The following is a 25,997-nucleotide window of genomic DNA, read 5'->3' on the forward strand; positions in this document are numbered from 1 at the left end:
CGCCCGTTTGCAGCCGCCGGCCGGTCAACCTGCAAGGCCCAACAGCTACCGGGTGAAGAACGGGCCCACCCATTCGGGCGGCAGCAACTTGTAAGAATTGCCGAACTGGCTGATGTTGGGCACACCGCCGTCGGCCCGGGTGTTCCCCCGCGACGACATGCGACGACCCATCAGGATGAACTCGGTGTTGGTGTTCGGGCCGCGGTGGAACACGTTGTTCTCCAGCACCACGTCCTCCAGACCCTGCCGGCTGTCAGGGCCGTTGTTCTCGGGGCTGGCGCCACCGGTGAACGAGTTGTTGTCGGCGGCGTCTCCCAGGCGGTTGTTGGCAATGACGATCTGCCTCGATGCCCAGGTGCTGCCGGAGGTGGCGTAGTTGTCGTTGTACTCACCCAGACCGCCGGAGTGGATCTTCAGTGCATGGCGGATGCCGTCAGAGGACCGGCCACGCAGCGCGTTGTGTGCGATGAAGCCTTTGTGCATGCCCCACAGACGCACCGTGTGCTGCTGTGCGGTGCCCATGTCGTTGCCCATGATGACGAAGCGACTGCCTTCCCCCGCCATGTTCAGATGCGGGTTGGCGGTACTGCCACGCAACTGGTTTTCCACAACGAACAGTTCCCGTGGCTGGTGGTACTGGCTGGCGGCCAATTTGTGGTTCTGAACGACGTACGCCAGCGCGCTGGCCAGATTGATCTGGGCCGTGGTGAGATCACCCGTGGGCACATCGAAAGTGTTGCGATAGACCAGCAGACGCGACATGGTCACGAACTGCTCAAGGCTCTGAAGGATGTTGAGATCCATCACGGTGACGTCGCGGGGAAACGCCGATGAAGAAGGCCGTATGCCCCCCACCAGCACGCGGTTCACACGCGGCTTCTCCCCGCTTCCGAACGCCCCCACCTGCACGTTCTGGCTCCCGTGTCCGATCTCGATGGAGCCAAACGTCTCGCCTCTGCGCAGCAACACCCGACGGCCATTGAACGCAGACGAGCCCGGAACCATCGCCACGCGCGAGGCCCCGGCAGGACAGTCGGAGAAGTTACCCGCGGTAGACACACAGATGGTCGCCATCCCCGCATACACCACATTCGGATCCAGCACCTCCACGCTGACCACGCTTTCCGAATACCCCCCTGCCTGATCGGTGGCACGGACACGCACCTGGTAAGTGCCTGGCTGGTCAAACACGTGCGCGGCCAAAGGCCCACCGCTCTGCACATTCTTCGGCAGGCCCGAGACAGGCCAGACCTGGCCCCTCTCATCATCAAAGCTGAACGTATAACGCACCTGGTGAAACGGATGCTGGTTGGCAAGACCGGAGGTCGTTCCCGTGGCGTCAAACAGCACAGCCAACGGCGCCGGACCGCTCAGACGCGTTGCCTCCAGACTCGCCTCGATCGTGCGGGATGGCTGACCGGTCGCGGAAGCCGGTGCAGCGGCCGCAGACATCCGGCAGCCCTGCTGCTCGCGGTGCCCCCGGGCACGCGAGGACGAGTTCATGCAATTTACCGGAACACTGTCCGGCGCATCGCTCTGCTGACTGTTCGGTCTGTAGACCACCGGCATCAGCGAAGCCGCGGCCGTCGACGACGGCTCCGACCGCGCAGGACCACAGGCGGTCAAGGCCGGCACACTGACCAGCACAAAGACCGACAGAACCAGACATGGGCTGGTGGATAGCGGCATATGGTCCTCCTTCTTCCTGACGATGCAGGCAAATCGATCGGTTCAGGACATGGAGACCCAAGGAGCCAGCTTATCCGCCCGCAAGCCTGCTTTGAAATCCCCAGGCACTGGCGCACATGTCTTCCAGCGACCGCGTGGCCCGCCAATTCAATCCTTGCGCTGCGGAGCGGATGTCGGCATAGGAACAGGCCACATCGCCTTGCCGCCGGCCTGTGATCTCAAATGGAATGGAGCGGCCGGACTGGGCCTCGAAGGCACGAATCATTTCCAGGACGCTGTACCCTCTTCCGGTTCCCAGATTGAATGCATGCCAGCCGCTGTTGGACGACAGGTAATCGAGAGCCGCCACATGGCCTTCGGCCAGATCCATGACGTGGATGTAGTCACGCACCCCTGTGCCATCCGGAGTCGGATAGTCGTCCCCAAACACCTTCAGTCGCTCCAGTTCGCCTGATGCGACCTGAACCACATAGGGCATCAGATTGTTCGGAATCCCTCGCGGGCGGTCCCCGATCAGGCCGCTTGAATGGGCACCAACCGGATTGAAGTAGCGAAGGCAGACGGCACCCAGGGATGGACGCGAGACACAGACGTCCCTCAACATGTCTTCGATGTGCAGCTTGCTGCGGCCGTACGCATTGATCACATGCTGCGGATGCGATTCGTCCACGGGAAGGTACCGGGGGTCTCCGTAAATGGTGGCGCTGCTGCTGAACACGAGATGGGCAACCGACTCGGCCTCCATCGCCTCCAGCAGCCCGAGGGCCCCACAGACGTTGTTCTGGTAGTACTTCAGCGGCCACTGGACCGATTCGCCCACGGATTTGAAGCCCGCGAGATGAATGACCGAATCAACGGAATGCTCTCGAATGACATCCCGAACCAGCTTCACGTCGGCCACGTCTCCCCGATGGAATGCAGGCGATCTGCCCGCAATTTCGGAAATCCGGTCCACCACGCCCTGGTGACTGTTGGACAGGTTGTCCACAATGGCCACATGATGGCCCGCTGCCATCAGGACCACAGCCACATGGCTGCCAATGTATCCGCACCCACCGGTCAACAACACATTCATGGCCATTCACATCCATTCAATTGCAGACAGACCTGCAAAGCAATTGCATCCCTAAGCGGGGACAGCACCTTCCTCATCGCCTAATCCACCGCCATCGTCACGTCAGGTGACGGGTTGCGGAGAAAAGCGTCCAGGGTCTCGATGGGCAAGGCTGGTGCGAACAGGTGCCCCTGAAACTGGTCGCACCCGAGATAGGCCAGAAAGTCGCGGGCCTCCTGCGTTTCCACGCCCTCTGCCACCACCTGCAGGCTCAGGCTCTGCGCCAGCGCGATGATGGCGCGCGATATCGCCGCGTCATTGGGGTCGGTCAGCACATCGGCAACAAAGCCTTTGTCGATCTTCAACTGGTCCAGGGGCAGCCGCTTCAGGCACGACAAAGACGAATAACCCACCCCGAAATCGTCCAGCGACAGAGTGACACCCAGCTCCTTGAGCATGCCCATCTTCTGGATGGTGATCTCCATGCGGTCCGCCAGAAGGCTTTCGGTCAGTTCCAGCTTCAACCGGTGCGGACGAATGCCCGTGCGCTGGATGGCGGCCATCACCATGTCCACGAAGTTCGGATGGCGGAACTGGTACACGCTCACGTTCACCGCAATGCTGAGATGGGCGGTCTGCGCGCGCGAAGCCCATGCGGCCAGCTGCTCGCAGGCGGTTTCCAGTACCCACATGCCCAGAGGCAGGATGAGCCCCGTGTCTTCAGCCACCGGAATGAAATCGGCCGGTTTGATCAATCCCTTTTCGGGGTGCTGCCAGCGCACCAGCGCTTCCACCCCCGTGACGACACCCTGCCGGTCCACCTGTGGCTGGTAGTGCACCACGAACTGCTTCTCACGCAAGCCCACACGCAGTGCAACGCCGACCGCCGCGTTGGCACTGACCGAAGCCTGCATGTCCGGGTCGAAATAGCACAGGGTATTGCGCCCCAGTCCTTTGGCCTGGTACATGGCCAGATCGGCCTGCTTCAGCAGCTCGCTCACGTCGCTTTGTTCACCGCTGAACGATGTGGCCCCGATGCTGGGCGTGGCAAAGTGCTGGTGCCCGGCGATCTGAAACGGCTCGCGCAACACATTCAGCACCTTTTCGGCCAAGGTGCGCAGCTTGCTGGCCGCAGCCGTCGCGTCCGTGCTCAGGTCGTCGACCATCACCACAAACTCGTCGCCACCGAGCCGCGCCACCGTGTCGGTCTTGCGCACGCTCTTGGTCAGGCGCTGGGCCACCTGCTGCAGCAGCTGGTCTCCGACATGGTGGCCGAGCGTGTCATTGAGAATCTTGAAGTTGTCGAGATCAATGAACATCAGCGCACCGAACTGGCCGGAGCGGGCGCTTTGCGAAAGAGCCTTCTGCAAGCGGTCCAGCAGCAACTGGCGGTTGGGCAGATCCGTCAGGGGGTCGTAGAAGGCCAGGTGACGGATCATGTCCTCGGCGTTCTTGCGCTGGGTGATGTCCCGCCCCACCGCCACCCAGTGCGTCACCTCTTCGGCGCTGGCCTGCACAGACACCACCTCCAGCTCGATCCAGAACAGGGCTCCGTTCTTCCGGCGGATCATGAGTTCGGTGCGCGCCTGGCGCGTTTCCCTCAGCCCCCTGGCTTTCTCGAGCAGCTTGAACATCGCCGGATCTAGCTCCAGCAGGATCCTGGGCGTCTGGCCCAGCACATCGTCCCGGCTGTAGCCGGTTTGTTTTTCGAACGCGTCGTTGACAAACACGATGCGCGGTTCATCTTCCGGGCCCGCCCCCGCTTCGGCAATCGCGACGATGTCGTTCAGACGGGCCACACTGGTTTCCAGCAGCATCAGCTGCTCTTGAGAGCGCCTGCGTTCCGTGACGTCACGGAAGTACACCGCCAGGCCTTCGGCAAACGGATAAGCCCTCACTTCCAGCCACTTGCCCAGCGTCGGAAAGAAGTCCTCCAGTTCGACGCGCCGGTTGGTCTTGAGTGCCACCCCCAGCTGTGTCCGCAACCGCTGCGCCAAACCCTCGCTGAAGTCGTGCCACACCTCCAGTCCCAGAAGCTCGGCTGTGGTCTTCTGAAGGAGCCGCTCGCTCTCCTGGTTCAGGTAAGTGAAACAGCATTGGCGGTCCAGGGTCACAAATGCCTCGGTGATGCTGGCCAGCGTCGTGGTCAGCCGCATGGCCAGACGCAGCGTTTCCTGTTGTGCCTGCTTCTGAGCCGAAATGTCCTGCACCGCACCCTGTATGCGAACGATCTGCCCGTGTGCATCGCGTACGGCATTCCCCACGGTGCGGACCCACTTCGGACTGGCGCCAGGCACTTGCACCTGGATTTCTTCGTCGAACGCTTCACCTGTCTGGGCGCACCGTTCCAGCCGCTGGCGTATGCCGGTGCGCCACTCTGGCGTGTAACGCAGCACCATCGCCGCCAGATCTTCGACCGTTTCACCCTCGCCGAGTCCCAGGATACTCCCGTACTCGTCAGAGTGCTGTATGTGGCCTGTGTTGATGTCCACCGACCAGCTGCCCACCCCGGCGGTGTGCTCGGTAAGGTTCAACCGGCTTTCGCTTTCGTGGAGCGCCTTGCCCAGCAGCTCTTCCCTGCCCTGCGTCAGGTGTGCAGACTGCTGCTGTTGGTAGAGCAGTTCCTGCAGTTGCCCGGCATGGATGGCCAGCACCTGCAAGCCCGGAAGAACCGCCTTGACCTCTTCTACGTCCCGCGGCGCGGTGTCGAGCAACACCAGCCATGTCGGGTGGTGTGCAGGACCGGACGGTAGCGCCAGCACCAGACAAAAGCGGGCGTGCAGCGATACCAGCAGAGGATGGCCTTCCCAGTCAGGAAGTGCCGCCACATCCTGCGGGCTCACGTACAGTTCCGGGGAAGACGCAACCCCTGCGCACAGATCCCTGACAGCAGCATCGAGGCCCGCGGGCAAACCGCTTGCAGCCACCAGAAGCGGCCCCTCGGGAAAGCACCTGACCAGCAGTGCCGTCGCCACCTGCCCGACATAGGTCGCCAGTTGGGTGATCTGAGTCCACTCCACGCTGGACAAGGCAGTGTTTGAGGGCGTGGTCAAGGGAGTTGCTTCATCGTGTGGGTGTGCACGGTGTCCTTGTTGCATGGGGGCGCCCGCTTTTATCGAATGGTGGTTCAAGCATACCGTCTCACCCGCAGCCGTCCAGAGCGGGAAGGCCTCGCTCAAGGTCGGTCAGTTGTGGACTAGTTGGCAAGCCCCCTCGTTTTGGGGAGGAAAACACGTAACAAGCCCGTTGCAACTTGTAGCTTCCGTATTAACATTGCCTTGCGTCTGCAGTACCGAATGGATGATTCAGCATCTGAAACGGGCAAGGCGACAGAAAGGGCGAAAGTGAGCGCACTGGCAGAACTCCGGCAACACCGCGATGTGAACAGCCTGAGATCCGCATTGCATGAACTGTGCGGTCAGTTCGGCCGGATCACGCGGCTGGATATCCTTACAGCCATGCATGAAGGCACCAAGCAGGCGATTTGCTTCATGCGGATGGAAAGACCCGAGCAGGAACAGACGCTCATGAAAACCTTGGGCGTGGGGCGTTTCGGAGGTGAAGTGGTGTTTGTGCTGGACCTCAATGTCCCGGTGACCGCCGAGGATGCCGGCCCTTCCTCTCAATGGGCCGAGTCCAACTTCTGACCGGGCCACTCTGCCGGCGCACAAGGTCTGGCGCCGGCAGTCTCAGCACTGCAGTTCTCTGGTCCAGACGAGTCCAGACCCGCTGACCTCCCTTTCGTCCCCGGGTCCCACCATCGTGGAACCTTCGGCGGGCCCTTCCCCGTGACGCAATCCCCTTCCAGCAAGGGTTTTTACCTGTGTCCACACCTAACGACATGCAAGATACTGCATGTGACAGCAATATCTTGCAGCGAACTGTGATTCGACCCCGGTCGCACCATTCATTCCTAGATATTTCATGTCTAAAGTACGGGTAACTCTGGATCGTCTTCCGAGGACCCCGCACCTACAGTGGGTTCGTTCGACATCACAGGAGACATTTCATGACCACCCGCCGCCTCGTTCTCACCCGTTCCGCCGCCGTGATCGGAGCCGCTTCGACCGGTCTGCTGCTGCCGGACCTGGCGCGCGCACAGTCCGACAAAGTCCGCGTGGGCTTCATGCTGCCGTACACCGGCACCTTTGCGCAGCTGGGCGTGGCGATCGAGAACGGTTTCCGCATGGCCATCAACGAGCAGGGAGGCAAGCTCGGCGGCCGTGAGATCGAGTTCTTCAAGGTGGATGACGAATCGAACCCGGCCAAAGGCATCGAGAACGCCACCCGACTGGTGCAGCGCGACAAGGTCGACGTGCTGGTCGGCACGGTGCACTCGGGCGTGCAGATGGGCATCCACAAGGTCGCGCGCGAGTCGGGCGTGCTCAACCTGATTCCCAACGCCGGCGTGCACATCGCCACCCGCGCGCAGTGCGCCCCCAATGTGTTCCGGACCTCGTTCACCAACTCGCAGCCGACGCTGGCGCTGGGCAAGGCCATGGTGGACCGCGGCCACAAGAAAGCCGTGTGGATCACCTGGAACTACGCGGCCGGCGACGAGGCCTTCGAGGGCTTCGAGCAGAGCTACACCGCCGCGGGCGGCACCATCGTCAAGAAGCTGGGCCTGCCCTTCCCCAACGTCGAGTTCCAGGCCCTGCTGACCGAGATTGCCTCGCTCAAGCCCGACGCTGTGGCGTGCTTCTTCGCGGGCGGCGGCGCGGCCAAGTTCCTCAAGGACTACGCCGCCGCTGGCCTGAACAAGACCATCCAGCTTTACGGTTCGGGCTTCCTGACCGAGGGTGTGCTCGACGCGGCAGGTGACGCCGCCAACGGCGTGCTGACCACCATGCACTACAGCGACTCGCTGGACACCCCTGCCAACAAGAAATTCCGCCTGGAATACGCCAAGACCTTCAAGCTGCAGCCCGACGTGTACGCCGTGCAGGGCTACGACACCGGCCTGCTGATGGTCAAGGGCGCCAACGCGGTCAAGGGCGACCTGTCCAACAAGAAGGCCCTCTACGCCGCGATGGAAGGCGCCACCATCGACAGCCCGCGTGGCAAGTGGACCATGAGCAAGGCCCACAACCCGGTGCAGGACATGTACCTGCGCAAGGTCGAGAACAAGGAAAACAAGGTCATCGGCATCGCCCAGAAGGCCGTGGCCGACTCGGGCGCCGGCTGCAAACTGAGCTAACCCCCGCGCTGCCTTCGGCATCACCCCCCAGGGGGCGATGCCAGCCGCCCGGCAGAGCCGGTTCGGCGGCATCCTTGACCTCTTGGGTCTGCCATGGACTTCGCCAACTTCCTCATTCAACTGCTCAACAGCCTGCAGTACGGGCTGCTGCTGTTCATGCTGGCCGCAGGCCTGACGCTGATCTTCGGCATCATGGGTGTGGTCAACCTCGCACACGGCAGCTTCTACATGCTGGGCGCCTACCTGGCCTGGGCACTGACGGCACAGTTCGGCAGCCTCACGCTGGCCATCGTCGTGGGCTGTCTGCTCGCGGTGGCGTTCGGCTGGCTGCTGGAGTGGTTGCTGTTCCGGCACTTCTACCACCGGGACCACCTCGACCAGGTGCTGCTGACCTTCGGCCTCATCTACATCTTTGAAGAAGTCCGCTCCCTTTTCTGGGGCGACGACGTGCACTCGGTGGCCGTGCCCGAAGCGGTGAGCCAGTCGATCCAGCTGACCGAGAACCTGTCCTACCCGGTCTACCGGCTGGTGGTCTCGGGCGTCTGCATCGCACTCGCGCTCGGTCTCTACGGCCTGATCAGCAGGACGCGGCTGGGCATGAAGATCCGCGCCGGCGCGTTCAACCGGGAAATGACCGAAGCCCTGGGCATCAACATCCGCCTCATCCACGGGGTCGTGTTCGCGCTGGGCGTGGCGCTGGCGGCCGTGGCGGGCATGGTCGCCTCGCCGATCTCCAGCGTCTACCCCGGCATGGGCAGCTCCGTGCTGATCATGTGCTTCGTGGTGGTCGTGATCGGCGGCATCGGGTCGGTGCGGGGCGCCCTCGTCGCGGCCCTGCTGGTCGGCCTGGTCGACACCTTCGGCAAGGTGCTGCTTCCGCAGGTCGCCGGTATGGCGGTCTATATGCTGATGGCGGGCGTGCTGCTCTACAAGCCGGAAGGGCTGTTCAAACAATGAGTGCCGCCAAAGCCACCCTCGAAATGCTGCCGCGCTCCATCCAGGCCATCCTGGTGATCGGCGCGCTCGCCCTCGCCGCCTTTCCGTTGATCCCGCTGGACAGCCGCGACTTCTACCTGCAAATGCTCTCGCAGATGATGATCCTGGCGATCTTCGCGATGAGCCTGGACCTGCTGCAGGGCGTGACGGGACTTGTGTCGCTGGGCCATGCGGCCTACTTCGGCCTGGCTGGTTACGCGCTGGCCTTCCTCACACCGCCCGATACCCCCATCGCGCTGTGGTGGAGCCTGCCGCTGGCGGCCGCGGGCGCCGGCCTGGCCGCGCTGGTGATCGGCTTCTTCGTGGTCCGCACCCACGGCATCTACTTCATCATGGTGACCATGGCCTTCGCGCAGATGGTCTTCTACCTGTTCTTCGACAACAAGGCGCTGGGCGGCTCGGACGGCCTCTACGTCAACTTCCGTCCCGACGCTTCCGCCATCGGCCTGGACCTGGAGAACAAGACCCACTTCTACTACTTCACCTTGGCGGTGCTGGTCGGCGTCTACCTGTTTCTGCGCCGCGTGCTGTTCTCGCCCTTCGGCCGTGTGCTCGCGGGCATCCGCGTCAACGAGCACCGGCTGCGCGCCGTGGGCTACGGCAGCTTCGGCTACAAGCTGGCCGCCTTCACGCTGGCCGGCACACTGGCCGGCGTGGCGGGCTACCTCTGGGCCGCACAGACCGGCTTCGTGAACCCCGAGCTCATGGGCTTTCACATGAGTGCGCACGCGATCATGATGGTCATCCTCGGCGGCATGGGCAACTTCGCCGGCGCCATCGTCGGCGCCTTCAGTTTCGAGTATGTGATGCACGTCTTCAAGGACCTGCCCGCCATGGGCGGCTTCGAGACCGGCAAACACTGGCAGCTCTGGATGGGCCTGTTCATCGTGCTGGTCGTGATCGTGGCGCCACGCGGCCTGCTGGGCCTGGCCGAGAAGTTCCTGAACCGCAAGGAGACGTCCCGATGAGCGATGTCGCCCTGCTCGCGGCGGACAAGCTGACCAAGCGCTTCGGCGGCCTCGCCGCCGTCAACGAAGTCTCGGTCAAGCTCTACCGCGACCACCTGCACGCCGTCATCGGCCCCAACGGTGCTGGCAAGTCCACCCTGACCAACCTGCTCTCGGGCGACCTGCAGCCCACCTCCGGCAAGATCCTGTTCGGCGGCGAAGAGACTGCGGGCCACACGCCTGAGTCGATCTCGCGCCTGGGCCTGGGCCGCAGCTACCAGAAGACCAACATTTTCCTGCCCTTCACCGTCTGGGAGAACGTGCGCCTGGCTGCGCAGTCGCGCGAGCGCCACGCGCCCTGGAACCCGCTGCACTGGCTGCGCTCGGCGGCGTCCATGGCGGCGGTGAACCAGCGCTGCGAGCGCGCCATCGAGCTCGCAGGCCTCACCCACCGCGCGCAGACCGTCGCCGCCACCATCAGCCACGGCGAACAGCGCCAGCTCGAAATTGCGATGACGCTGGCCACCGAGCCGACCGTGCTGCTGCTCGACGAACCGCTGGCCGGCATGGGCCAGGCCGAGGCCGAGCGCATGGTCGAGCTGCTGCTCAAGCTCAAGAAGGACCACGCCATGATGCTGGTCGAACACGACATGGACGCGGTCTTCGCGCTGGCCGACCAGCTGACCGTGATGGTCAACGGCCAGGTGATCGCCAGTGGCACACCGGCCGAGGTGCGCGCCGACCCGCAGGTGCAGGCGGCCTACCTGGGGGACGGGCACTGACATGACGACGCCGCTGATCCAGGCCACCGGCCTGCACACCCACTACGGCCAGAGCCACATCCTGCGCGGCATCGACTTCACCGTCGGCCAGGGCCAGACCATCGGCCTGATGGGCCGCAACGGCATGGGCAAGACCACCCTGCTCAAGTCGCTCATGGGCATCGTCAAGCCCAGCGGCGGCACGGTGCAGATCAAGGGCCAACCCATGACCGGCGCCCCCACCTTCGAGATCGCGCGGCAAGGCATCGCCTACGTGCCCGAAGGGCGCGGCATCTTCGGCAACCTGAGCGTGAAGGAAAACCTGCAGATGGCGGCCCGTGCCGGCACCCGCGGCCAGCGCGACTGGACCTACGAGCGTGTGCTCGAAACCTTTCCGCGCCTGGCCGAACGCCTGGGCCACGGCGGGCAACAGCTCAGCGGCGGCGAGCAGCAGATGCTGACCATCGGCCGTGCGCTCATGACCAACCCCGACGTGCTGATCCTCGACGAGGCGACCGAGGGCCTGGCGCCGCTGATCGCGCGCGAGATCTGGCGCATCTGCGGCCTGATCCGCGAGTCCGGCATCAGCAGCATCATCGTGGACAAGGCGTGGAAGCAGGTCACGCAGATCACCGACCGCAATGTCATCCTCGTCAAGGGCGAGGTGGTGTTCGAAGGTTCGTCGGACGAACTGCTGGCCAGACCCGAACTGCTGGAACAGTACCTGGGCGTCTGAAGCGGCTCAGAGCAGCGGCCGCAGTTCGCGCGCCGCATCCAGCAGCAGCGGCAGCAGGTCCTGCCGCATCACCTCGGGCACCAGGCGCTCGGGCGACGCGACCACATTGAGCGCCGCCACCGTCTGGCCCTTCATGTTGCGCAGCGGCACGGCCAGCGCGTGCACGCCCAGCTCGTGCTCCTCGCTGGCCACCGCAAAGTCGTCGGCTTTCACCTGCGCCACGATGGCGCGCAAAGCCTTGTGGTCCACCGTGGTTTTCGGCGTGAGGCGCGGCAGCTCGCGGCCCTTGAGCCAGGCGGCGAACTGCGCCTTGGTCATGGCCGCCAGCAGCACCCGCCCGGTGGAGGTGGCGTGCACCGGCAGCCGCGCGCCCAGGTGCAGGCCGTAGGCCATCAGCCGCTGCCCGCCCACCGCCGCACTGCGCGCCACGATCACCACCTCCTCGCCGTCCAGCACCACCGCCGAGAAGGACTCGCGTGTCTGCGCCGCCAGCCGGTTGAGTGTGGGCTGCAGCAGGCGCGGCAGCCGGGCCGAGGCCAGGTAGCTGCCCGAGAAGCGCAGCACCTTGGCCGAGAGCCAGTAGTGCGTGCCATCGGTGTCCAGGTAGCCGAGGTAGGCCAGCGTGAGCAGATGGCGCCGCGCGGCGGCGCGCGTCAGGCCTGCGCGCTCGGCCGCCTGGGTGGCGTTCAGCCGCTGGCGCTCGGTATCGAAACTCTCTAGCACGGCCATGCCCTTGGCCATGCCTTCGATGAAATCCGCCTTGGCGATTTCCATGGGGTCTCCTGCGAAGTGTTGTGCGATGATCGCACATCACAAACATTGATCGCGCAAAGTCGTCTCGCAGGCATGGCGTTCCGGGGCTGGGCCACCTACAGTGCCTGTCACCCGTTCCACCCGTTCACAGGAGACATCTCATGCGCACCCAAGTCGCAATCATCGGCGGCGGCCCCTCCGGCCTCATGCTGTCCCAGCTGCTGCACCTCAAGGGCATCGACACCATCGTGCTCGAACGCCAGAGCCGCGAATACGTGCTCTCACGCATCCGCGCCGGCGTGCTGGAGCACGGCTTTGCCAAGCTGATGCGCGAAGCCCAGTGCGGCGAGCGCATGGACCGCGAGGGCGAGATCCACGACGGCTTCTTCATCTCCGACAACGGCAAGATGAGCCGTGTGGACCTGCACAAACACAGCGGCGGCAGCTCGGTCGTTGTCTATGGCCAGACCGAACTCACGCGCGACCTGTACGAGGCCCGCGACAAGATGAACGGCGTGGTGATCCACAACGCCGAAGACGTGCAGCCGCACGACCTCAAGAGCGACCAGCCCTACGTCACCTACCGCAAAGGCGATGAGGTGGTGCGCGTCGACTGCGACTACATCATCGGTGCCGACGGCTTCCACGGCGTGAGCCGCAAGTCGATCCCGCGCGACGTGCTCAAGGAATACGAGAAGGTCTATCCCTTCGGCTGGCTGGGCGTGCTCTCGCGCACCAAGCCGGTGTCGCCCGAACTGATCTACGCCAAACATGAGCGCGGCTTTGCGCTGTGCTCGCTGCGCTCCCAGGTGCTCAGCCGCTACTACATCCAGGTGCCGCTGACCGACTCGGTCGAGGACTGGAGCGACGACAAGTTCTGGGAAGAGCTCAAGCGCCGCCTGCCTGCCGATGTCGCCGAGCGCCTGGTCACCGGACCCTCCATCGAAAAGTCGATCGCGCCGCTGCGCTCCTTCGTGGCCGAGCCCATGCGTTACGGCAACCTGTTCCTGGCCGGTGACGCCGCGCACATCGTGCCGCCCACGGGTGCACGGGGGCTGAACAGCGCCGCTTCGGACATCTACTACCTCTACCACGCCATGGTGGCGCACTACAAGGACGGCGACGACTCCGGGCTGGAGAATTACTCGGCCAAGGCCCTGGCCCGGGTCTGGAAGGCACAGCGCTTCTCCTGGTGGATGACCACCATGCTGCACACCTTCCCGGACAGCCTGCCCTACGACCAGAAGCTCTCGCAGACCGAGCTGGAGTACCTCTTCTCCTCCGAGAAGGCCCAGGGCTCTTTGGCCGAAAACTACGTCGGCCTGCCGTTCTGACCGGCACCCGCCGCCGTTGTCACCCGGACGCTGGCCTGCCGGCCGGCTTCCGGGTTACAACCGGGTCATGACCTTCAAGACCCAGTCGCTCTCCTCCCCCGCCGCGCTCAAGCCCCTGCGCGGCTTTCGGGTGCTCAGCCTCGCGCTGAACCTGCCCGGCCCTGCCGCCCTCATGCGCCTCAAGGCCATGGGGGCCACCTGCCTCAAAGCCGAGCCGCCCGGCCCCAAAGGCACCAGCGGGGATCCGATGGGCCAGTACAACCCGCACGCCTATGCCACCATGCACGAAGGCGTCAAGGTGCTCACCGTCGACCTCAAGACCGACAAAGGGCAACAACAGCTACACAAGGAACTGGCCCGCACCGACGTGCTGCTGACCTCGTTCCGTCCGTCGGCGCTGCTCAAGCTCGGTCTGGGCTGGAAGGCGCTGCACAAAGCCTGTCCGGCGCTGTCAGTGGTGGCCATCGTCGGCGCCCCCGGCGCACGCGCCGAAGAGCCGGGCCACGATCTGACCTATCTGGCCGACGCTGGTCTGGTCACCGGGCTGGACCTGCCCCCGACCCTGTTCGCCGACATGGGCGGCGCGCTCATGGCCAGCGAGGCCGTGCTCAAAGCCGTGCTGGCGCAGAGGAACAGCGGCAAGGGCTCGTTCCAGGAAGTGGCGCTGAGCGACGCCGCCGCTTGGCTCGCCCTGCCCCGCAGCTGGGGGCTCACGCAAGCCCAGGGTGCCGTGGGTGGCGCGCACGCGGGCTACCGTGTCTACCCGTGCAAGGACGGGCGCGTCGCCGTCGCCGCGCTGGAGCCGCACTTTGCAGCGTCGCTCTGTTCAGCCGCGGGAGTGCCGATGGACGGCATGGCCACTCTGTTCAAGCCCGCCACCCACCGGGCCATCGCCGGTTTCCTCGCCGGCCGGACGCGCAAGCAGTTGGACGCACTGGCGGTTGCCCGCGACATCCCGCTGCACACGCTCGCCCGCTGACGAAGGCGGCGTCAGTTCGCCAGCGAAAACTCCACCGCGGCCAGTGCGTGAAGGGCCGTGGTGTCGAAGGTCGGTATCGGGCTGTCTTCGGGACGGATGATCAGCGGTAGCTCGGTGCAGCCCAGCACCACACCCTGTGCACCCCGCGCCTGCAGGTCGGTGATGCAGTCGGTGAACCACCGGCGCGAGACCTCGCGAAGTTCGCCGACGCAGAGCTCCTCAAAAATGATGCGGTGGATCTCCTGGCGCTGCACCTCGTCGGGCAGCACGCAGCGGATGCCGCGCTGGGCCAGCCGCTCGACGTAGAACGCGCGTTCCATCGTGAAACGCGTGCCCATCAGGCCCACGGTGTCCAGCCCCTGCGCGAGGATAGCGTCTGCCGTCACGTCGGCGATGTGGATCAGCGGCACGTCGGTGGCGGCCTGCACCTCCGGGGCGAGCTGGTGCATGGTGTTGGTTCCGATCAGAAGGCACTCGGCACCGGTGTCGGACAGGCGTCGCGCCGCGTCGCACAGGATGCCTGCCATACCTTCCCAGTCGCCAGCGCGCTGGCGCCGGGCAATGTCCTGGAAGTCGAGGCTGACCAGGTTCATGCGGGCACTGCTCAGGCCGCCGCGCCGGCGCGCCACCTCGCGGTTGATGATCTGGTAATACAGGGTGGTCGATTCCCAGCTCATGCCGCCGATCAATCCGATGGTCTTCATGGTTCTCCTTGGTGCGTGGAATGGAGAAAGTTTCCCAGCGGCCTTGAAGAAATGGCTTGCCATTTTGGGCTTCTGAAAGGCAACATTGAGCATTGATTTGCTCAAATTCACAATGAAAAGAAAACTGGATGCCACAGACCGGCTGATCCTGGCGATCCTGCAGCGCAACGCCGAAACCCCGCTGGCCGAGGTGGCCGCCGCCGTGCACCTCTCGTCCACGCCGTGCTGGCGGCGCATCCAGCGCCTGCGCGAACAGGGCTACATCACGCGCCACGTCGCCCTGGTCGACGCAGCGAAGATCAACCTTGGTGTCACCGTCTTCGTCTCGGTGCGCACCAGCCAGCACAACCAGGCCTGGTTCGAACGCTTTCGCGACGCGGTGCGCGACATCCCCGAGGTGGTGGAGCTCTACCGCATGAGCGGCGACGTGGACTACCTGATGAAGATCGTGGTGCCCGACATTGCGGCCTACGACCGCGTCTACCAACGCCTGATCCGCTCGGTGGACCTCTCGGACGTCAGCAGCAGCTTCGCCATGGAGGAACTCAAGAACACCACCGCGCTGCCGCTGGACTACGCCGACTGAGCTTTGCCCGGTCCTTCGTCCAGGCCGCGCACCCACTCGCGCCAGATGGCCACCAGCAGCGCCATCAGCACCGGCCCCACGAACAGGCCCACCATCCCCAGGGTGGTCACGCCGCCGACCAGGCCGAAGAAAGTCGGCAGGAACGGCAGCTTCACCGGCCCACCGACCAGGCGCGGACGCAGCGTCTTGTCAACAATGAACAGTTCGACCGATCCCCACGCGAACAGCGCCAGACCTGCCACCGCATCGCCCGATCCGACGAGATAGAGCGACACCAGGGTGAACGAGAGCGGCGCACCACCCGGAATCATGGCCATGAAACCCGTGATCACGCCCAGCAGCACAGGCGAGGGAACCCCGGCAATCCAGTAGGCCACCCCCAGCACCACGCCTTCGCCAATCGCGATCAGGCCCATTCCCGTGACCGTGGCACTCACCGTGGCCGGCACCACCCGGGAAAAACGCTGCCAGCGCCCGGGCAATAGGTGCTCGCCGACACGGTCCAGCTGGTCCACGATGCGTGCACCATCCTTATAAACAAAAAACAGCGTGATCAGCATGAACAGCACCAGCAGGAACAGACCAGCAAGGTTGCCGGCGGCGGCCAGCACGGTGCGCGAGATGTTGCCCACGTGCTGTCCGGAGAGCATCTGGATCCAGGCGCCCAGGGCGTGCGGTTCGCCGAGGTGCTCACGCCACAGTGCGGCCAGCTGCGCGCCGACCCAGGGCAGCGCCTCTATCCAGGGGGGCACGGCGGCGCCGCTGCGGTTGGCTTCGATGGCCCAGCGCACAAACTCGCCGGCTTCACGCATCGCATAGTGGATGGCCACCGACAACGGCACCACCAGCACCCCGAGCACCACCAGGATGGCCAGGCTGGCCGCCATCGGGGTTCGGCCGCCGCAGCGGATCACCAGTCGCCGGTACAGCGGCCAGGTCGCAAAGCCAATGATCAGAGCAGCCAGCACCGGGACCAGAAAACCATGAAAGAAATACACGCCTGCGGCGAGGATCAGCAGCAGCAGACCGCGGATGATGAGAGTGGCGCTGAGGACAGGAGGCATCCGTTCAGTGTGCCAGAGGCCCCAGGTCGTCGGACCGCGAGTCCGCCAACACCCCCGCGGTGATACCTTAAGCCACGCGCTGGCCGTGTGCGCCTCGCCCAAGAACAACACCCGAGCCATGCACGAGCCCTCCATCGAGCCACTGAGAGACTGGCGTCTGGTGGTGCTGGCCTCTCTGCCCGGCATCCGCACCCCCGAAGGCGACTGGTTGCTGCCAGCCAAGTTCGTCACCGGGGTGAAGCGGTACGCCGAACGCTGGCACGGCCCGGTGGTGGTGGGTCTGGAGGTTGGGCACAAACCCACCGGGGATCTGGACAACCGCTCCTGGCACCCCGACGAACTGCCGTTCGAGGTGCAACTGGTCGACTTCCGCGAGCTCGCCCGCAACGGAGGCGCGCTGCTGCACCACTCGATCGTGCTGGCCACGCTCAATCATTTGCTGTACGGCCTGGGCCATCGCTGCGATGAACAAGGCGGGATCCTCGTGGTCAACGCAGAGCTGACGCTCAAGACCCAGTTCCAGATAGCGAGGTCTGTCCACGGTTGGGGAACGGCTCTTGCCAAGACAGGACTCTGGCTGCTCCGCAATCACGGCCGCGCACTGCGGGAGATCCGGTCGGCCCAGGGCCTGCAGTGCAATGGCACCCCGACGTTCGAAGCGCTGGCCCGGCACAGCCGCGCGCCGATGCTCTATTTCGACAACCGCGTGTCGCATGAACACTGCGTGTCCCCAGAAGACATCGACGCCCGCTTTGAATCCCTGAGCCACGACCGGACGCTGCGCCTGATGTTCTCCGGCCGACTGCATCCCATCAAAGGGGTGCACCACCTGGTGCCAATGGCGCATCTCCTAAGGGAGCGCAACGTCGACTTCGAACTCCGCATCGCCGGAGACGGACCGATGAGGGACCTTCTTGAGCACCAGATCGCCGCCCACGGTCTGCACGGACAGGTGCGGCTGCTGGGCACGCTGGATTTCCTCGATCAACTCATGCCCATGTTGAAGCGAGAGGTCGATCTGTTTGTCTGCCCGCACCTGCAGGGAGATCCCTCCTGCAGCTATCTGGAAACGCTGTGTGGCGGCGTCCCCATCGTCGGATACGCCAATGAAGCCTGGCAAGGCCTGCAACGGCTTTCGTCCGCCGGGCGCGTCTGCGCCCTGGGTCGACCCGAGGCATTGGCCGCAGCCATCGAGGCATTGTCCTCCGACCTTGATGGGTTGCGGGCACTGTCCAACCATGCGCGCGACTTCGCCCTACAGCATGTCTTTGAGGTGGAGTTCGAACGTCGCGTCCTTCACCTGCAGCGGCTCTGCACAGCAGCGCAGCGACAGCCATGACAAGACTGTCCCATGCCTCCGGCGTGCGGTCGTGGCTCAACCAGCAGGGGATCGACCGCGTGATCGTTATTTCCCCTCACCTGGACGACGCCGTGTTTTCGATCGCCGGGTTCCTGAGCGCATGGCGTGAACAGGCTGAGGTGCTCACGGTGTTCACCGACGGAAAGGCGGGAGAGAGCACCCCTTGGGCCCGGGTATCAGGCTTTGCAGACAGCGCCGCAGAACACTTGGCGCGGCGCCACGAAGACGCGCTCGCCATGCACAGCGTCGGGTGCAGGTTTCGGCATCTCGGCTTTTGTTCGGGGGAAGTGAACGAGGGCGCGGTGGTCCAGACCGTGACCGCTATGATCCACGCGCGGCCGAGTGGCCTTGCTCGCACACTGGTGCTGCTGCCGGCAGGCGCCGGCGGTCCAACACCGGCGTCGCCTCTTTCGCGGCTGGCGTGGCGCCTGTTGCGACGCCCATGGGGATGCATGCCGCACGGGGAACATGAGCTGACACGCGATCTCTTCTGGAGAGCGCTGGCCGGTAGCCAGGTCCGATGTGGCTTCTATGCAGAGCTGCCTTATGTCTGGTCTCAGGGCAACGGCGCCCTGCAGGCACGTCTGCACAGGACATTGGGCTGCCGGACCGACCTTGTGACATACCGGCACGACCTCTCAGAGAAGCTGCGACTGACCGGCGCCTACCAGTCGCAGTTGATCCCCATCTTCGGTTCCAACTCGGCCTACCGGCGGCGGGTGCTGGAACGTGCCGAGTGTCTTCTCATAGCCTGAACAGTCCTGGCACCCTCACTCGTCGCTGCCGAACAGCCGGGCAAAGAAGCCCCGCTTCTTCTTCAGGTGCAACTCGCGGATCAGTTCCTCCTTGATCTGTGCCTTCATGTCGGTGTCACCATGCCCCACATTCTTCAGATACACCTTGACCGAGTCCGTGTAGCTGCGGTCATCGTTTCGGATGTGGTTGAACAGCCAGCGCGAGAGCATCGCGTGCAGGTCGGATGCCACGTCTTCTCCCGCCTCGAAGCGCATGCGGTATTCACCCACCTTGCGCGTAAACAACTCGTGAATCTTCTTATGCGGGCCGGCGAACATGTAGCCGGCATCCGTCATCAGCGATTCCTCGAACGCGAAGTGCGACAGCGTGTAATCGACCATTTCGTCGATAACCGCGCCGACCGCCTCCCGATCATGATGATCGCGGGCGTCATAGAGCTGATTGATGTAGTCGACGATGCGCTTGTGCTGGCCGTCGATTTCGCGAATACCAGTTTCAAGGTCCTGCGTCCAGTTCAGATGTGCCATGTCAGATGTCCTCGGACGGGCAACAGCCGTCACCCGGAAAGTGACAAATTGTGTTCAGTTTCCCGCGGCCAGGTGCGGGAAAACAGCCACATGCTGACCTATCTCAATCTATTGAGGTCACCCTGAGTACGTCCCACCTAGAACACGCGCTCAACCTTGAAACCTTTGGCCTGCAGCAGTGCGGGCAAGCCCTGCTCTCCCACCAGGTGCAACGCCCCCACTGCAGCGAACACGCTGACGCTGGTATGGAGCCTCTCGATGGCATCGGCCAGCCCAGGGTTGCGACCGTCCACCAGCCGTGCATACGCCTCGCGCTCGGTCGGGGTGTTCAGGCAATCGCACCACTCGGCATATTGCTCCAGATCTTTGAGATCGTTGTGCGCCCACGCATGGGCCAGCCTTTCCAGGCTGTGAGCCGCCAGGGGGCGCTGCAACTCCGCCAGCATCTCACGCACCATCGTCGCTGCTTCTTCATGGCTGCGCGCCAGCAAAGCCGAGAGTTGCGCTTTCACCGCCTCCAGGCCGACGACCGGCCTCTGGGCGCGCAGGTTGCGCATCAGCAGCACAGCCTCGGCCCCGTAAGGAGGAAACAGGCCAGCGCGACGAGCCTGCGCCACCGCCAGCTTCGTCGCGTGGTACTCCACAGCGCCCTCATCCAGATCGCTGAGGGGCAAGCATTCCGCCTCCCAAGCCTCGCGCAGAGCCAGCATCAGGTCGGCAGGCAGCGCTCGTGGTGTGCCCTTCGACACCGCACTCAGCTCCGCAAGCACCTCCGGGTCTGTCACATCGATTTCCAGTGCCAAGACACCTGATCGAAACAGCGAATCCTCCAGCTTCGGGCCAAGGGCAAACCACTCCGGCCGTCCTGCGTGGATCGTGCCATACACATAGGAAGTGCGCCCCCCGCGACCAATTCGCCAGAGGAACCCGCGGTCGGAGGCCTGCTGTTGAGCCTTGAGCATCAACGCACGGCTGGGCTGCGGAGACTGTGGCGGACAGGAGACGGCTCCGGCCCGCGAAATCGGAGCTGCCATACACACTCCGGCCATGACCATCACCAACTTGGCCAGCCAGTGTCGACAGGGAAAAACCAGCTGAATCAGCGGAGGGCATGGCGACCACGAGGCTGGAACTAGCATCTGAGTATCAACAAAACGACATCTGGCCTATGAACGAAGTACACAAACTTGGACGCGGGCTCGCCAAATGTTGTTATTCGTGGTTAAACTTGAGCAGGTGACGGAATACCGATTCCGCCACCTGTCTCACACATCAAGGCTGCGTACCTCTGTGTGCATCACAGTCGCTTCTGCGTTCTCCTGATGCAAACTGAGACCGACACCACCTCTCAGGTGGGCGCCTGGGCCGTCTTTCCGCAGACGGCCCCTTGACGCGATGAGCCGGCAGCAAGCTTGGCTCTCGGAACGCCACAAACAAGTCACCAGGCGCAACATTCAAACGACGAAAGGGCCACCTTGGGGCCTGAGCGCGCCCGCCCACATCCTATGCTGCAGCCCTCGAACAACAGACCGGTAACGCCATGAACATGATCGTAACTCTGTGAAACGGTTGGGCTTTTGGTCATTCAGTTCACCGAAACTCGGACGACAACAACCTCAGGCACCCAGCTAGATTGGGTACCGGGGGCGAGAATTTTGCTGTGGCCCGAGAGACAAGCACGGCGCGATGAGTCACCCAACAAATGATCAGGTGGCTATGTCGTTAGCAGACTTCCCATGACTCACCGTAGAGCCGGCAGTCAGGGGGCATGAATTGATGACTGAGCTACTACTGCCTTGTAGCCACAGGAGTTTACTCCTACACCGACAAGGCCGGAAGCGCGAAGTCGAACGTTTTAAGGATTGGTATGTTTTCGCGAACTTTTTCTCTGTTGCCTATGGTGCCTGTCTTTCCTGCAAAGTCAACATTGCATGCACTGGTAGGCGGGGCTTTGCTGTTGGCAGTCGCTGACGCTTCTGCTCAAACGACCAACACGCCCCCACAAGGCTATGTGCTGTGCGCCTCGGAATGGAACCAATGCCAGTTCACAGGCACTGCATCTGTTGTCTACGGCGCCCGCACTACGTGGACTGCCGCCCGGAGTTTCACCGGCGGAGTCGCATGCGACAACACCACATTTGGGGATCCCATCCCTGGTACGGCCAAGGCCTGCTACGTGAGGGCAACGACTTCGACGACCACCACTTCTTCGACGCGCACATCGCCCACAACCGTCAGCACCCTGCCAACGGGCTACACCTTGTGCGCGGCGGAGAATCAACGCTGCAGCTTCACGGGAGTGGCAAACGTTGTCTACGGCACTCGCACCACTTGGACTGCCCCTCGCACCTACTCGGGCGGCGTGGACTGCAACAACAGCGTCTTTGGTGATCCGTTGGTAGGCTCCGTCAAGTCGTGCTATGCGCTGGCGTCCACTGCTCCCGCACCTGCTCCCGCACCTGCACCTGCACCTGCACCTGCACCTGCTCCCGCACCCGCACCCGCACCCGCACCCGCACCTGCACCTGCGCCTGCACCTGCGCCTGCTCCAGCTCCAGCTCCAGCTCCAGCTCCTGCGTCCACAACTCAGACCTCTCAAAGTGTTGTTGCGCAACTGGAGGCCAACCGCCTGAGCGGCCCAGCACCGCTTGCCGTGCAATTCGATGCCTCAAGCACATCTTCCACCCTCGCTGACCAGCACCCGTTTCACCAAGTTAGATATGCGTTTAACTTTGGTGATGACCGCGGTACCGTGTGGTCAATTTCTGGCCAGTCAAAGAACGTCCAAGTCGGGGGTCCGATTGCGGCGCACGTATTCGACCAGCCGGGCACTTATCAGGTCAAAGTAAGAGCGACTGATCGGGTCGGCGGCTACTCAGAAAAGACAGTGACGATCCAGGTTCAGGACCCAAGCGCAGTGTTTCCTGGCACGCAAACAGTCTGCGTTTCGACCACTGCAAACTTCGCTGGTTGCCCCACCGGTGCCTCTCAAGTCACTGCCATGCCGAGTTCGGCAAGCTTCAACAATCGCCGTGTTCTGCTTCGTCGTGGAGAGACCTTCTCTTCGATCAGCCTTCCTCACGGAAGCCAAAACGTTCAGATTGGCGCCTTTGGCTCCGGGGCGAAACCGAGAATCAGCAGTATCGAAGTGGGCTCGCTGGCACCCAACTCGTCGTCATTCCCACGCGACATCTCGATCATGGACCTCAACTTCCTGCATCGCTTCGAGCAATACGCCACGATGTCTCGCCTGCTTCTCTATCGCAACACGTTTGATGCGCCTACCGGGGAGCTGGCCGTCGGGCAAATCAACCTCGCCAGTGCGCTGCAATACGTCGTTGAACACCACACGCTGGCGCCCAGTCAGTACATCCAGCCCCGCGAGTTGTTTGTGGTGGAGAACCAGTTGAGGGGCAGCACGACCAACCCGCACATCAACATGGTCGGGATCGGCAGCCAGTTCGTGATCATGGGCAACGACATGGGAACCGCGCAGCAACACACGCTCCGCCTCTACAACTTGAACAAAGGCTTCATCGCACACAATGCGCTGAGGGGGCGTTCCTCTGACGGTATCCGCCATGCACTGAAGATCCATTCCGGAGGGCTGGGTGCTTACAACGACAACTATGGGATCTCTGGCAGCACCTGGGCGTCGAGGCAGATCGTCATTGCCAACAACCGTCTCGGAGACGCCACGGACAACAACTCGTTCACAGGTGGTGCTGCCCCGCAGAACAACGGTCCCGACAGCCGGGAGGGTCTGGAGGACGTGGTGCTGGAGAACAACGTGTTCCACCGTGGCCCGAACACCAACACCGAGTTCATCCTGATGGGGCGTCGCATGTCGTCGCGGGGGAATACGCGGGCCGATGGTGGTGTGCCCAACATCAATCAGTTCGGTAACTCCTACCAGCTGCTCCCGGCCGAATGGGTGGGACCGTTCTACTACTGATCAACAGAACGCACCCCTAAAAACACCCGCTGGATGTGACATCCAGCGGGTGTTTTCTTTGCGAGGCTTGGTGCAAGCAAACGGCTGGTCGATGCCGGGGCTACCTGCCCTTACCCTTGACGCCGGGCCTCGGCGGCAAGCCGGTGTGCTGGGTCAGCATGCGCCCTTTCACTGGCTCCTTGCCTCCGCCGCTGCCAGAACGCTCAGCATTGCTCATGGCAGACGCCACCCGCCCGCCTGGTGTCGAATTCTTCTTGCGCGCACTCTGGTAGCTCCCATCGGTCATCGGCTGGAAGGTCGGGATCAGGTGGTGTTTGCCATTGCCGATCAGGTCGGCGCGGCCCATGGCCTTGAGTGCGTCCCGCAGCAGCGGCCAATTGTTGGGGTCGTGGTAGCGCAGAAAGGCCTTGTGCAGGCGGCGTCGTTTTTCACCGCGCACGATGTCCACGCGCTCGGCCCGCTCGTCGCGGTGCACGCCCTTGAGCGGGTTCAGGTTGCTGTGGTACATGGCCGTGGCAGTGGCCATGGGACTGGGGTAGAAAGTCTGCACCTGGTCGGCGCGGAAGCCGTTCTTCTTCAGCCAGATGGCCAGGTTCATCATGTCCTCGTCGCTGGTGCCGGGGTGCGCGGCGATGAAGTACGGGATCAGGAACTGCTTCTTGCCCGCCTCTTCGCTGTATTTCTCGAACAGGGCCTTGAACTTGTCGTAGCTGCCGATGCCTGGCTTCATCATCTTGGACAGCGGCCCGCCTTCGGTGTGCTCCGGCGCGATCTTGAGGTAGCCGCCCACGTGGTGCTGCACCAGTTCCTTGACGTATTCCGGGCTCTTGACGGCCAGGTCGTAGCGCAGGCCGGAGCCGATCAGAATCTTCTTGATGCCCTTGAGGGCGCGCGCCCGGCGGTAGATCTTGATCAGCGGGTCGTGGTTGGTGGTCAGGTTCTGGCAGATGCCGGGGTAGACGCAGCTGGGCTTGCGGCAGGCGGCTTCGATGGCCGGACTGCGGCAGCCCAGGCGGTACATGTTGGCGGTGGGGCCGCCAAGGTCGGAAATGACGCCAGTGAAGCCTTCGACCTTGTCGCGGATGTCCTCGACCTCCTTGATGATCGAGTCTTCCGAGCGGCTCTGGATGATGCGGCCTTCGTGCTCGGTGATGGAGCAGAAGGTGCAGCCGCCAAAGCAGCCGCGCATGATGTTCACCGAGAAGCGGATCATCTCCCAGGCCGGGATCTTGGTCGAGCCGTCGTGGCGACCGTGTTCGTCGGCGTAGGCCGGGTGCGGCCCGCGCGCGTACGGCAGGTCGAACACGTGATCCATCTCGGCCGTGGTCAGCGGGATGGGTGGCGGGTTGATCCAGACGTCGCGCGCCGTCGTGCCCTCACCATGCGCCTGCACCAGCGCGCGGGCGTTGCCGGGGTTCGTTTCCAGGTGCAGCACGCGGTTGGCATGGGCGTACAGCACCGGGTCGCTCTTCACCTGCTCGTAGCTGGGCAGGCGGATGACAGTCCGGTCGCGCGGCAGTTTGGCCACGCCGCCCGTGCCCTGCGGGCGGTGGATGGTGATCGGTTTGACCTGGAGGTCGCCCATCGGGGCGGACGCGCCCTCTTCCTTGGAGCAGCTCTGGCCTTGCGCCTGTGCCTGTTCGCTGGTGGTCAGGTAGGGGTTGATGTGGTCTTCCACGTGACCGGGCTGGTCGACCTCGGTTGAATCCAGCTCTATCCAGCCTTCGGCGGTCGGATCGCCGGGGCGGCGCACGAAGGCGGTGCCGCGCACGTCGGTGATCTGCTCGATCGGCTCGCGCGCAGCGATGCGGTGCGCCACCTCGACCAGCGCGCGCTCGGCGTTGCCGTAGAGCAGCAGGTCGCACTTGGCGTCCACCACGATGCTGCGGCGCACCTTGTCGCTCCAGTAGTCGTAGTGGGCGATGCGGCGCAAGCTGCCCTCGATGCCGCCCAGGACGATGGGCACGTCCTTGTAGGCCTCACGGCAGCGCTGGCTGTACACGATGGCGGCGCGGTCGGGGCGCTTGCCACCCACGTCACCGGGCGTGTAGGCGTCGTCGCTGCGGATCTTCCGGTCGGCGGTGTACCGGTTGATCATGGAGTCCATGTTGCCCGCCGTCACGCCCCAGAACAGGTTGGGCCTGCCCAGTGCCTTGAAGGGCTCGGCGCTCTGCCAGTCGGGCTGGGCGATGATCCCGACGCGAAAGCCCTGCGCTTCCAGCACGCGGCCGATCACGGCCATGCCGAAACTGGGGTGGTCCACGTAGGCGTCGCCTGTCACCAGCACGATGTCGCAGGAATCCCAGCCGAGCTGCTCCATTTCCGCCCGGCTCATGGGCAGGAAGGGTGCGACGCCGAAGCGCTTGGCCCAGTACGGGCGGTAACTGGTCAGCGGCTTGGCGTTGCGCGCAAAAAAGGAGACGTCGATGGGCGCGTTCATGGGGCCGTTCTGGGGAGCTTTCGGGGGGAACCCGCAAGTGTAGGCGTTGGACATCAACCTTGTTGCCGTCCGGGACCGCAAGAAAGGTCCGTATCCCACTGCAGATCTGGCGGCGCAGCGACCTGCAGAAAACCACGCTGGCAGACTACGAGCTCTGCC

At 63.8% G+C, this 25,997-nt stretch carries 22 protein-coding genes; 12 read left to right on the plus strand and 10 right to left on the minus strand.

Features of this window, described 5'->3' with window-relative positions; translation table 11 throughout:
• Nucleotides 1-45: 45 nt before the first annotated feature.
• The 3 genes from RCO38_RS18860 to RCO38_RS18870 form a co-directional block, all read right to left on the minus strand.
• A complete protein-coding gene (locus RCO38_RS18860; RefSeq protein ID WP_308329971.1) occupies nucleotides 46-1,689 on the minus strand; it encodes a PKD domain-containing protein in 1,644 nt (547 codons plus the stop codon).
• A 70-nt stretch (nucleotides 1,690-1,759) separates the two neighbouring features.
• Nucleotides 1,760-2,764 (minus strand): UDP-glucose 4-epimerase GalE, encoded by a 1,005-nt coding sequence (galE, locus tag RCO38_RS18865; protein WP_308330223.1) that lies wholly within the window; start codon nucleotides 2,762-2,764, stop codon nucleotides 1,760-1,762.
• Between the two features lie 80 nt (nucleotides 2,765-2,844).
• Nucleotides 2,845-5,796 (minus strand): sensor domain-containing protein, encoded by a 2,952-nt coding sequence (locus tag RCO38_RS18870; RefSeq protein ID WP_308329972.1) that lies wholly within the window; start codon nucleotides 5,794-5,796, stop codon nucleotides 2,845-2,847.
• 243 nt (nucleotides 5,797-6,039) lie between these two features.
• Between RCO38_RS18870 and RCO38_RS18875 the strand changes: the two genes are divergently transcribed.
• From RCO38_RS18875 to RCO38_RS18900, 6 genes are all read left to right on the plus strand, one after another.
• Nucleotides 6,040-6,390: an RNA-binding protein gene (locus tag RCO38_RS18875; protein ID WP_308329973.1), complete on the plus strand. Its 351-nt coding sequence runs from the start codon at nucleotides 6,040-6,042 to the stop codon at nucleotides 6,388-6,390.
• Nucleotides 6,391-6,752: 362 nt separating this feature from the next.
• On the plus strand, nucleotides 6,753-7,940 hold the full coding sequence (locus RCO38_RS18880; protein ID WP_308329974.1) for an ABC transporter substrate-binding protein: 1,188 nt from the start codon (nucleotides 6,753-6,755) through the stop codon (nucleotides 7,938-7,940).
• Between the two features lie 93 nt (nucleotides 7,941-8,033).
• Nucleotides 8,034-8,897, plus strand: a complete 864-nt coding sequence (locus tag RCO38_RS18885) for a branched-chain amino acid ABC transporter permease (protein WP_308329975.1) — start codon at nucleotides 8,034-8,036, stop codon at nucleotides 8,895-8,897.
• On the plus strand, nucleotides 8,894-9,904 hold the full coding sequence (locus RCO38_RS18890; protein ID WP_308329976.1) for a branched-chain amino acid ABC transporter permease: 1,011 nt from the start codon (nucleotides 8,894-8,896) through the stop codon (nucleotides 9,902-9,904). Before RCO38_RS18885 ends, RCO38_RS18890 begins: the two co-directional genes overlap by 4 nt.
• Complete coding sequence (locus RCO38_RS18895; protein ID WP_308329977.1) at nucleotides 9,901-10,665, plus strand: ABC transporter ATP-binding protein; 765 nt, start codon at nucleotides 9,901-9,903, stop codon at nucleotides 10,663-10,665. The genes RCO38_RS18890 and RCO38_RS18895 overlap by 4 nt, the downstream gene beginning before the upstream one ends.
• 1 nt (nucleotide 10,666) lies before the next feature.
• Nucleotides 10,667-11,380 (plus strand): ABC transporter ATP-binding protein, encoded by a 714-nt coding sequence (locus RCO38_RS18900; RefSeq protein WP_308329978.1) that lies wholly within the window; start codon nucleotides 10,667-10,669, stop codon nucleotides 11,378-11,380.
• 6 nt (nucleotides 11,381-11,386) lie between these two features.
• On the opposite strand, the gene RCO38_RS18905 is transcribed toward RCO38_RS18900, so the two are convergent.
• Complete coding sequence (locus RCO38_RS18905) at nucleotides 11,387-12,154, minus strand: IclR family transcriptional regulator domain-containing protein (RefSeq protein WP_308329979.1); 768 nt, start codon at nucleotides 12,152-12,154, stop codon at nucleotides 11,387-11,389.
• A gap of 140 nt (nucleotides 12,155-12,294) precedes the next feature.
• Here RCO38_RS18905 and pobA point away from each other — a divergent pair, with 140 nt between their 5' ends.
• Complete coding sequence (gene pobA, locus RCO38_RS18910; protein ID WP_308329980.1) at nucleotides 12,295-13,467, plus strand: 4-hydroxybenzoate 3-monooxygenase; 1,173 nt, start codon at nucleotides 12,295-12,297, stop codon at nucleotides 13,465-13,467.
• A gap of 67 nt (nucleotides 13,468-13,534) precedes the next feature.
• A complete protein-coding gene (locus RCO38_RS18915; RefSeq protein ID WP_308329981.1) occupies nucleotides 13,535-14,446 on the plus strand; it encodes a CoA transferase in 912 nt (303 codons plus the stop codon).
• 11 nt (nucleotides 14,447-14,457) lie between these two features.
• Here RCO38_RS18915 and RCO38_RS18920 read toward each other — a convergent pair whose 3' ends face one another.
• Nucleotides 14,458-15,150, minus strand: coding sequence for an aspartate/glutamate racemase family protein (locus RCO38_RS18920; RefSeq protein WP_308329982.1), 693 nt, complete (start codon nucleotides 15,148-15,150; stop codon nucleotides 14,458-14,460).
• 112 nt (nucleotides 15,151-15,262) lie between these two features.
• Here RCO38_RS18920 and RCO38_RS18925 point away from each other — a divergent pair, with 112 nt between their 5' ends.
• Complete coding sequence (locus RCO38_RS18925; RefSeq protein WP_308329983.1) at nucleotides 15,263-15,736, plus strand: Lrp/AsnC family transcriptional regulator; 474 nt, start codon at nucleotides 15,263-15,265, stop codon at nucleotides 15,734-15,736.
• On the opposite strand, the gene RCO38_RS18930 is transcribed toward RCO38_RS18925, so the two are convergent.
• Complete coding sequence (locus RCO38_RS18930) at nucleotides 15,724-16,800, minus strand: AI-2E family transporter (RefSeq protein WP_308329984.1); 1,077 nt, start codon at nucleotides 16,798-16,800, stop codon at nucleotides 15,724-15,726. The genes RCO38_RS18925 and RCO38_RS18930 overlap by 13 nt on opposite strands.
• A gap of 118 nt (nucleotides 16,801-16,918) precedes the next feature.
• Between RCO38_RS18930 and RCO38_RS18935 the strand changes: the two genes are divergently transcribed.
• Entirely contained in the window at nucleotides 16,919-18,139 is a 1,221-nt protein-coding gene (locus RCO38_RS18935) for a glycosyltransferase family 4 protein (protein ID WP_308329985.1), read from the plus strand.
• Complete coding sequence (locus RCO38_RS18940; RefSeq protein ID WP_308329986.1) at nucleotides 18,136-18,915, plus strand: PIG-L deacetylase family protein; 780 nt, start codon at nucleotides 18,136-18,138, stop codon at nucleotides 18,913-18,915. Before RCO38_RS18935 ends, RCO38_RS18940 begins: the two co-directional genes overlap by 4 nt.
• A gap of 15 nt (nucleotides 18,916-18,930) precedes the next feature.
• Here RCO38_RS18940 and RCO38_RS18945 read toward each other — a convergent pair whose 3' ends face one another.
• From RCO38_RS18945 to RCO38_RS18955, 3 genes are all read right to left on the minus strand, one after another.
• Nucleotides 18,931-19,443, minus strand: coding sequence for a bacteriohemerythrin (locus RCO38_RS18945; protein ID WP_308329987.1), 513 nt, complete (start codon nucleotides 19,441-19,443; stop codon nucleotides 18,931-18,933).
• Between the two features lie 137 nt (nucleotides 19,444-19,580).
• Nucleotides 19,581-20,405, minus strand: coding sequence for a TraB/GumN family protein (locus RCO38_RS18950; RefSeq protein WP_308329988.1), 825 nt, complete (start codon nucleotides 20,403-20,405; stop codon nucleotides 19,581-19,583).
• A gap of 1,446 nt (nucleotides 20,406-21,851) precedes the next feature.
• A complete protein-coding gene (locus tag RCO38_RS18955) occupies nucleotides 21,852-22,028 on the minus strand; it encodes a hypothetical protein (protein ID WP_308330233.1) in 177 nt (58 codons plus the stop codon).
• A 29-nt stretch (nucleotides 22,029-22,057) separates the two neighbouring features.
• Here RCO38_RS18955 and RCO38_RS18960 point away from each other — a divergent pair, with 29 nt between their 5' ends.
• The gene (locus RCO38_RS18960) at nucleotides 22,058-23,398 is read left to right on the plus strand and encodes a PKD domain-containing protein (RefSeq protein WP_374694563.1); all 1,341 of its coding nucleotides are present in this window, start codon (nucleotides 22,058-22,060) and stop codon (nucleotides 23,396-23,398) included.
• 100 nt (nucleotides 23,399-23,498) lie between these two features.
• Here the strand turns inward: RCO38_RS18960 and RCO38_RS18965 are convergent, their stop codons facing one another.
• Entirely contained in the window at nucleotides 23,499-25,838 is a 2,340-nt protein-coding gene (locus tag RCO38_RS18965) for a YgiQ family radical SAM protein (protein WP_308329989.1), read from the minus strand.
• Nucleotides 25,839-25,997: the final 159 nt, after the last annotated feature.

The sequence above is a fragment of the Hydrogenophaga pseudoflava genome (assembly GCF_031020795.1).
Taxonomy (GTDB): domain Bacteria; phylum Pseudomonadota; class Gammaproteobacteria; order Burkholderiales; family Burkholderiaceae_C; genus Hydrogenophaga; species Hydrogenophaga pseudoflava_A.

What these genes read in the sequence shown, in the direction of transcription:
- RCO38_RS18860 (WP_308329971.1), bottom strand. Translation starts at nt 1,689, where the DNA reads ATGCCGCTATCCACCAGCCCATGTCTGGTTCTGTCGGTCTTTGTGCTG.
- galE (WP_308330223.1), bottom strand. Translation starts at nt 2,764, where the DNA reads ATGAATGTGTTGTTGACCGGTGGGTGCGGATACATTGGCAGCCATGTG.
- RCO38_RS18885 (WP_308329975.1), top strand. Translation starts at nt 8,034, where the DNA reads ATGGACTTCGCCAACTTCCTCATTCAACTGCTCAACAGCCTGCAGTAC.
- RCO38_RS18890 (WP_308329976.1), top strand. Translation starts at nt 8,894, where the DNA reads ATGAGTGCCGCCAAAGCCACCCTCGAAATGCTGCCGCGCTCCATCCAG.
- RCO38_RS18880 (WP_308329974.1), top strand. Translation starts at nt 6,753, where the DNA reads ATGACCACCCGCCGCCTCGTTCTCACCCGTTCCGCCGCCGTGATCGGA.
- RCO38_RS18900 (WP_308329978.1), top strand. Translation starts at nt 10,667, where the DNA reads ATGACGACGCCGCTGATCCAGGCCACCGGCCTGCACACCCACTACGGC.
- RCO38_RS18930 (WP_308329984.1), bottom strand. Translation starts at nt 16,800, where the DNA reads ATGCCTCCTGTCCTCAGCGCCACTCTCATCATCCGCGGTCTGCTGCTG.
- RCO38_RS18875 (WP_308329973.1), top strand. Translation starts at nt 6,040, where the DNA reads ATGGATGATTCAGCATCTGAAACGGGCAAGGCGACAGAAAGGGCGAAA.
- RCO38_RS18950 (WP_308329988.1), bottom strand. Translation starts at nt 20,405, where the DNA reads ATGCTCAAGGCTCAACAGCAGGCCTCCGACCGCGGGTTCCTCTGGCGA.
- RCO38_RS18905 (WP_308329979.1), bottom strand. Translation starts at nt 12,154, where the DNA reads ATGGAAATCGCCAAGGCGGATTTCATCGAAGGCATGGCCAAGGGCATG.
- RCO38_RS18925 (WP_308329983.1), top strand. Translation starts at nt 15,263, where the DNA reads ATGAAAAGAAAACTGGATGCCACAGACCGGCTGATCCTGGCGATCCTG.
- RCO38_RS18945 (WP_308329987.1), bottom strand. Translation starts at nt 19,443, where the DNA reads ATGGCACATCTGAACTGGACGCAGGACCTTGAAACTGGTATTCGCGAA.
- RCO38_RS18965 (WP_308329989.1), bottom strand. Translation starts at nt 25,838, where the DNA reads ATGAACGCGCCCATCGACGTCTCCTTTTTTGCGCGCAACGCCAAGCCG.
- RCO38_RS18895 (WP_308329977.1), top strand. Translation starts at nt 9,901, where the DNA reads ATGAGCGATGTCGCCCTGCTCGCGGCGGACAAGCTGACCAAGCGCTTC.
- pobA (WP_308329980.1), top strand. Translation starts at nt 12,295, where the DNA reads ATGCGCACCCAAGTCGCAATCATCGGCGGCGGCCCCTCCGGCCTCATG.
- RCO38_RS18940 (WP_308329986.1), top strand. Translation starts at nt 18,136, where the DNA reads ATGACAAGACTGTCCCATGCCTCCGGCGTGCGGTCGTGGCTCAACCAG.
- RCO38_RS18915 (WP_308329981.1), top strand. Translation starts at nt 13,535, where the DNA reads ATGACCTTCAAGACCCAGTCGCTCTCCTCCCCCGCCGCGCTCAAGCCC.
- RCO38_RS18935 (WP_308329985.1), top strand. Translation starts at nt 16,919, where the DNA reads ATGCACGAGCCCTCCATCGAGCCACTGAGAGACTGGCGTCTGGTGGTG.
- RCO38_RS18920 (WP_308329982.1), bottom strand. Translation starts at nt 15,150, where the DNA reads ATGAAGACCATCGGATTGATCGGCGGCATGAGCTGGGAATCGACCACC.